This is a genomic window from Microcystis sp. LEGE 08355, assembly GCF_015207185.1.
In the GTDB taxonomy this organism is placed as follows: Bacteria; Cyanobacteriota; Cyanobacteriia; order Cyanobacteriales; family Microcystaceae; genus Microcystis; species Microcystis panniformis.
This window is the reverse complement of record NZ_JADEXI010000403.1, coordinates 1-4269: the sequence shown is the minus strand read 5'-3', so window position 1 is coordinate 4269 and position 4269 is coordinate 1. Positions and strand designations below refer to the sequence as shown.

The window sequence follows — 4269 nt, the reverse complement described above, 5'->3', positions numbered from 1 at the left end:
ATTGGGGAGGGCGGTGGCGGTAACTTTAGGGCATAATTAGGGTTTGCGGCAAAAAGTTTTTCGATGGGGGCAGGGTGTAGGGTGTAGGGTGTAGGGTATAGGGTTTTACCGATTTTCAGGTGGTCAATTACCTAATTTTCAGGGCAAAAGTCCCGGAATTTTCCCCCTGCTCACTCCCATCCCCGGCACTTTTGGATTTCAAAAAGGTCTAAAAGTATTATCCAACAAGGTTTTTAGATTTATTCAGCCAGCCCTAATTAACAAACTGATGGCCAAACTATTAGTCGTCCTAGAACTTGAATTTAGCTTGATTATGACGCTCGCTCATCTAGAGAACCGCTCTATTGATTACAATTAACTACGATACCCACTGCCAAAAAGCAAAGTTAACTTTAACTTCCCCGATCTGATGGCGGGGGGGTTGTCTTCTCAACAGAGAAAGCCTAACCTATTGTTTGTTATTTTCTATCTACCTTGCGGGTGAGAAAACGTTGCCTCCGAGACTGACTATTTATGCTTTTGTCCCAACGGACTCACCCTTGACGGGAGTGAGTTCACCTCTGGGGCTGGTTAATTCTTTGACGGCTTTATTGGCTAATGAACGCTATAATCTAACCCTAGGGTCGTCTTCTAGCGAATTACTGGCTAATATCGAGGCAGAGAAGGAAAAAATCGATTGTTTGCTGGTGGTCTTTCATCCTTCCCTACAGCCGACTTTTAATCAACTCTACGAAGGGGGGATTTTACTGCCAGTAGTGATCATTGTCGCTGACAACAACATCACTGCGGGGACGAATGACTCTCCCACCTGTCTCTATCATAGTGCCGAATTACAAATTACCGTCAAGGAATTAGACAGCATCACCTCGGTCATCGACCAAGCGATCGCTCGATTTCTCCATTTAGCTCCTAATTGCTCTTTTTCCGAGCCTACCACGATTGTTAACCAACCAAATCCCGTGGAAAATAATCACAGTTTTCTCCTCCTACAACAGCGCCGTTTAGCGGAAAAATTAAAAGAAAGACTCGGCTATTTAGGTGTTTACTACAAACGCAACCCGCAGCTATTTTATCGCAATCTTGCCCCGGAGGAAAAAAACGAATTACTGCGGGAAGTAAGAAGAGATTATCGGGAGATTATTTTAAATTACTTCCAACAGGATTATCCGATTAATCAAGCGATCGATGAGTTGGTTAATAATGTCTTTTTTACCGATCTCTCAGTGTCGCAAATTCTGGAAATTCACATGGAGTTAATGGATGAATTTTCCCAACAGTTAAAATTAGAAGGCAGAAGTGAGGAAATTCTCCTAGATTATCGTCTCGCTCTCATTGATATCCTTGCTCACTTGGGGGAAATGTATCGTCGTTCCATACCTCGCGAGGATATCCCTTATGATTTATTATTGGGAATAGACTAAAATATCCCAGAAAAATAGCGATGAACTCGTATCCCCAGTCCCTTTGATCTTAACCTATGAGCGTCTTTAAAAAAACCTATGTTTTAAAACTGTACGTCGCCGGCAATACCCCCAACTCCGTGCGTGCCTTGAAAACCCTGAAAAATATCCTAGAAGAGGAATTTCAGGGAGTGTATGCGCTCAAGGTGATTGACGTGCTGAAAAACCCGCAACTAGCGGAGGAAGACAAGATTCTCGCTACTCCTACCCTTGCGAAAGTCCTCCCTCCCCCGGTGCGGAAAATTATCGGTGATTTGTCCGATCGAGAGAAGGTTCTGATCGGTTTAGACTTACTGTACGAGGAAATTCGTGAACGAGAAAATGATAGCTAGGTCTTCGGCCATAGGTGATTAGACAGGTTATATTTATTGAAGAAGAAATGATCGGGGCATAATCTAGTACCTCTAGGGGAAAGTCAAGAGTCAATGGAAATCGAGATGGTGTAAAGTGTCTAGTCAGGCTTGATATGTTTCTGTGGAAAAATTAGATAAAAATCCTACTCTTTAAATATTCGCTGGATAAATAATGACTCAATCTAACTCTAATAGCCAATTGAATCCACCGATTAAACCCAAAGGTGTTCGCAAAATTAGAACCCTAATTGAAGGTTTTGATGAGATCACTCACGGTGGTTTACCCCTGGGGCGAACTACCTTAGTGAGTGGCACTTCTGGCACGGGAAAAACCCTGCTTGCCGTTCAATTTCTCTACCACGGGATCAAGTATTTTGACTATCCGGGTCTGTTTGTTACTTTTGAAGAATCTCCCACCGATATTATCCAAAATGCCTATAGTTTTGGTTGGGATTTAGAAGAATTAATTGACCAGGGTAAGTTGTTTATTCTCGATGCTTCCCCAGATCCGGAAGGTCAAGAGGTGGTGGGTAGTTTTGATCTTTCGGCCCTAATCGAGCGCATTCAATACGCAATTACCAAATATAAAGCCAAACTGGTATCAATTGACTCTGTAACTGCCGTTTTTCAGCAGTACGAAGCGGTGTCAGTGGTGCGGCGAGAAATTTTTCGGCTCGTGGCCCGGTTAAAATTATTAGAAGTGACTTCAATTATGACCACGGAACGTATCGAAGAATACGGAGCGGTGGCCCGTTTTGGTGTAGAGGAATTTGTCTCTGATAATGTGGTAATTATGCGGAACGTGCTAGAGGGAGAAAGGCGACGCAGAACCGCAGAAATCCTCAAATTACGGGGAACAACCCACATGAAGGGGGAATATCCCTTTACTATCACCAATGATGGCATTAATATCTTCCCCCTCGGTGCGATGCGTCTAACTCAGCGCTCTTCTAATGTCCGCATTTCTTCGGGAGTCAAAACCCTTGATGATATGTGTGGAGGCGGTTTTTTCAAGGATTCGATTATTTTGGCTACAGGAGCAACAGGTACGGGTAAAACTCTCTTAGTCAGTAAATTTCTGGAAGAAGGCTGTAGGCGCGGTGAGCGGGCGATTTTGTTCGCTTATGAAGAATCTCGCGCTCAATTGTCCCGAAATGCTTCTTCTTGGGGGATCGATTTTGAGGAGATGGAACGCAAGGGATTATTAAAATTGTTGTGTTCTTACCCGGAATCGGCGGGATTAGAAGACCATTTACAGATGATTAAGTCGGAAATCTCGGAATTTAAACCCTCTCGTATTGCTATTGATTCTCTATCGGCGCTCGCGCGGGGGGTGACAAATAATGCTTTTCGGCAATTTGTGATCGGGGTGACAGGATACGCCAAACAGGAGGAAATTACGGGATTTTTCACCAATACTACCGACCAATTTATGGGAGCGCACTCGATCACCGAATCTCATATTTCTACGATTACCGACACGATTTTAATGCTGCAGTATGTGGAAATTCGCGGCGAAATGTCGCGAGCGATTAACGTCTTTAAGATGCGCGGTTCTTGGCACGATAAAGGGATTCGTGAATATACTATCAGTCAGGACGGGGCGGATATCAAGGATTCTTTCCGTAATTACGAGCGGATTATTAGTGGTTCTCCGACTAAAATTAGCGTCGATGAAAAGAGTGAATTATCGCGGATTGTTCGCAATGTGCGCGAAAAATTACAGGATGAATAATCGGGAGTTGACTGATTTATAGCAGTTATCTTAATGGTGAGGTACGAAGTTTTCCTTTTGGGGAGTCAAGAGTCGATACCAAATTGGGTTACACTTCATCTTTGCCAGAAACGCTGTAAGTTGGGATTTTATCGTAACCTCTTTTTAAAAACTGTGCTTTCTAGATTTTTTGTCCTAAATCCAGACTTTTCGGGGGTTCTACCCCCCAAACCTAGGGCTGTTTCATTTAAATTAAGTACAGCTGATTTTAAGTCAATAAATTTGACCGAAGATTCTCAAGTTTATCTTTCTCTAATCAAAAGAGTTAGTCACAATAATTAATCTTTAATCTTCTGCCAATATTTATTAGGAAGAGATTGATAAAGCTTGTTTCCAAGCCACTAAAAGCCTATCTCTCTTGAAATTGTTTGAGAGTAAATCCTGTTAATTTAGCTAATTTTTCTGCTTCTTACGTCGATAAAACTATCAGTTTTTTCCAACGTTCAGCTAACCACCTCTGTCCCTCTGTTATTGGGAGAAAACCCAAGGGAAAAGATGCAATCCTATAGTTGTGAGAATTGACCAATTGCTGGCCGCTTGAAAATCACTGATCTGGCTTTTATCTTCCTCAAAAATTACATCTTTTACCCAATGTAACTGATTTTATATTTTCCAATGTCCTCGAATAATTTTAGCAAATACTTGGGCGGATTCGGTTAGGCGACTGATATAGTAAGCTGTT

At 42.4% G+C, this 4269-nt stretch carries 3 protein-coding genes and 1 pseudogene; 3 read left to right on the top strand and 1 reads right to left on the bottom strand.

All coding sequences use genetic code 11. The annotated features are described in order from the left end of the window. Positions 1-491 precede the first annotated feature (491 nt). The 3 genes from IQ242_RS17910 (at position 492) to kaiC (ending at position 3548) form a co-directional block, all read left to right on the top strand. On the top strand, positions 492-1421 hold the full coding sequence (locus IQ242_RS17910) for a circadian clock protein KaiA (protein ID WP_193960900.1): 930 nt from the start codon (positions 492-494) through the stop codon (positions 1419-1421). Positions 1422-1477: 56 nt separating this feature from the next. After that, positions 1478-1792, top strand: coding sequence for a circadian clock protein KaiB (gene kaiB / locus IQ242_RS17905; protein ID WP_002733742.1), 315 nt, complete (start codon positions 1478-1480; stop codon positions 1790-1792). A 193-nt stretch (positions 1793-1985) separates the two neighbouring features. Next, on the top strand, positions 1986-3548 hold the full coding sequence (gene kaiC / locus IQ242_RS17900; protein WP_193960899.1) for a circadian clock protein KaiC: 1563 nt from the start codon (positions 1986-1988) through the stop codon (positions 3546-3548). Between the two features lie 448 nt (positions 3549-3996). Here kaiC and IQ242_RS17895 read toward each other — a convergent pair. Continuing rightward, positions 3997-4269 (bottom strand): annotated as a pseudogene (locus IQ242_RS17895) (ISAs1 family transposase); the annotation flags it as partial.

Coding starts and splice junctions, on each gene's coding strand:
- kaiB (WP_002733742.1), top strand. CDS start 1,478: ATGAGCGTCTTTAAAAAAACCTATGTTTTAAAACTGTACGTCGCCGGC.
- kaiC (WP_193960899.1), top strand. CDS start 1,986: ATGACTCAATCTAACTCTAATAGCCAATTGAATCCACCGATTAAACCC.